The 3,009-nt window shown below is 77.2% G+C and carries 1 protein-coding gene; it reads left to right on the top strand.

Going from position 1 to position 3,009, the window contains the following annotated elements:
- The coding region (locus NBW84_RS23665; protein WP_250287542.1) for a type I polyketide synthase at nt 1–3,009 on the top strand (3,009 nt) is incomplete at both ends.

Below are 3,009 nucleotides of genomic sequence, written 5' to 3'. Positions count from 1 at the left end.
GAAACCCTCACCAGCACCAGCACCAGCACCAGCACCAGCACCAGCACCAGCACCAGCGACGAAACCACCGGCGACAGCACCGGCAGCCGCACCGCCCCCGTCGCCGTCCCCCTGCTGCGCCGCAACCGGCCCGAAGCGGCCACCCTGCTCACCGCGCTCGCCACCGCACACACCCATGGCGTCCGCCTGGACTGGCCCGCCCTCTTCACCGGCCCCGACACGACCGGCCCCGACGCGGCGATCGCCCTGCCACACACCGTCCCCCTGCCCAACTACGCCTTCCAGCGCCAGCGCTTCTGGCTGCGCCCCGCCACCACCAGCGGCGACCCCACGACCCTGGGCCTCGCAGCCACCCAGCACCCGCTCCTGCGCGCCGCCCTCACCCCCGCCGACACCGACCAGACCATCCTCACCGGCCGGCTCTCCCTGCACACCCACCCCTGGCTCGCCGACCACGCCGTGCTGGGCTCCGTGATCGTCCCGGGCACGGTGTTCATCGAGCTCGCCCTGCACGCCGGCGAGATCACCGGGTACGACACCGTCGACGAGCTGATCGCCGAGGCGCCGCTGGTGCTGCCCGGCCGGCGCGGCGTCCAGGTACAGGTCGTCGTCGGCACACCGGACGAGACGGGACGCCGGCCGATCGCGGTCCACTCGCGGCCGGACGGCGAGCAGCCCCGCGCCGACGGCTGGACCCGCCACGTCAGCGGCTACCTGACCGCCGACGACACCCCCGGCGCGGACGCGGCGGCGGCCGAGGCGGCCGCCGCGCAGGCCCTGGCGACCTGGCCGCCTCCGGGCGCCGAGGCCATCAGCACCGACGGTGACGACAGCGACGGCGACGGCGGTCCCGGCAGCGGCAGCGCGTACGTCGACAGCGTCTACGAAGCCCTGGCCGGCGCGGGGCTGGTGTACGGGCCGACGTTCCGCGGGCTGCGCGCCGCCTGGCGGCGGCAGTCCGAACGGGGCGAGGAGCTGTTCGCCGAGATCGAGCTGCCCGAGCAGGTACGTGCGGACGCCGGCGACTTCGGCCTGCACCCCGCCCTGCTCGACGCGGCCGTGCACGTCAGCGCCCACCGGGGGCTGCTCGACGCCCCGCCAGGCCAGGTGCAGCTCCCGTTCGCCTGGTCGGGCCTGCGGCTGCACTCCGCCGGCGCGTCCGCGCTGCGGGTGCGGCTGGCGGTGACCGGGCCGGACCGGCTGTCCCTGCACACCGCCGACGGCACCGGCGCGCTCGTGCTGTCGATCGCCTCGCTCACCGGCCGGCTGGTGTCCTCGGCGCAGATCAACGCCGCGCGGGCCGCCGCCGGCGGGGCGACGGACGACGACACCCTGTTCGCGGTGGACTGGAAACCGCTGCCGACGTCGACGGCCACCGACCGGCGGACCTGGTCCGTGCTCGGCACCGAGGAGCACCTGCGCGACCTGCTGCGGCAGGTCCGCGCGGACACCCGCGCGTTCGCCGACCTCACCGACCTCACCGCCGCCCTCGACCTCGGCGAGCCCACCCCCGGCCTGGTCTTCGCCAGCGGCCTGCCGGCCACCGGCGTCGACGGCAGCGGCCCGAACGACAGCGCCGGCGCCGGCGACGGCGGCACCGGCGGCACTGGCGGTGACGTCCTGGCCGCCGCGCACGCAACGGCGCGCGGCGTCCTGGCCCAGGTGCAGGCGTGGACCGCCGAACGTCGGGTCGACGGCACCCAGCTCGTCATCGTCACCCGGCACGCGGTCGCCGTGGACGGCATCCCCGCCGACGCCCAGGGCACAGCCGACCCCCAGGGCACAGCCGACGCGCACACGACAACCGCTCAGGAGACGGACGCCAGCGGGACCGCCGGCGGCGGAACTGTCGGCAGCGGGGCCGTTGGCAGTGAAGTTGTTGACGAAGCTGTCGATGTCGCGTCCGCCGCCGTGTGGGGGCTGGTGCGTTCGGCGCAGGCCGAGCATCCCGGCCGGATCGTCCTGCTCGACGTCGACGACGATCCCGCCTCGGCCGCGGCGTTGCCGGCGGCGCTCGCCGTCGCGGACGCCGGCGGCGAGCCGCAGCTCGCGATCCGCGCGGGCAGCGTCACCGTCCCCCGCCTGGTCCGGGTTCCGGCGGCCGACCCGGCCGACGAGGCCGACCCGGCCGGCACGGCAGGCCCAGGCACGGATGTGGCCGCGGGCAGCTCAGCGTCCACCACGGACACCGCGCTGGACGCGCCGGACACCACGTCGGACACCACAGCGGCGGACACCACAGCGGCCGGCACAGCGGCCGGCACAGCGGCCGGCACAGCGGCCGGGACGCCGTTCGCCGCCGGCGGCACTGTTCTGGTCACAGGTGGTACCGGCGCGATCGGCGCGCTGGTCGCCCGCCACCTGGTCGCCGCCCACGGCGTCCGCCACCTCGTCCTGACCTCCCGCAGCGGTCCCGACGCCGCCGGCGCGGTGGCGCTGCGGGACGAGCTCGCCGAGCTCGGCGCGACCGCCACCGTCGTGGCCGCGGACGCCGCCGACCGTGGCGCGCTCGCCGGCGTCCTCGCCGCTATCCCGGCCGAGCATCCGCTGGCCGGGGTCGTGCACGCCGCCGGCATCGCCGACGACGGCCTGCTCGCCGGCCTCACCGGTGACCGGCTCGACGCGGTGCTGCGTCCCAAGCTGGACGGCGCCTGGCACCTGCACGAGCTCACCCGCGGGCACGACCTGGCCGCGTTCGTGCTGTTCTCGTCCCTATCGGGGCTCACCGGCGGGACGGGGCAGGCCCCGTACACGGCGGCGAACGCCGCGCTGGACGCGCTCGCGGCGTACCGCCGGGCGCACGGCCTGCCGGCGCTGTCGCTGGCGTGGGGCCAGTGGGCGCTCGCCAGCGGCGTCACCGCCCGCCTCACCGACGCCGACCGGGAGCGCATCACCCGCTCCGGGCTGCGGCCGCTGTCGGACGAGGCGGGCGTGGCGCTGTTCGACACCGCGCTGGCGGCCGGCGCCCGCACCGCCCGCGCGCTGCTGGTGCCGGCGCCGCTCGACCTG

This window comes from Protofrankia sp. CiP1_Cm_nod2 (assembly GCF_920664355.1).
Classification (GTDB): Bacteria; Actinomycetota; Actinomycetes; order Frankiales; family Frankiaceae; genus Protofrankia.
Note: the sequence above shows the minus strand (reverse complement) of the source record. Positions and strands in the feature narration are given on the sequence as shown.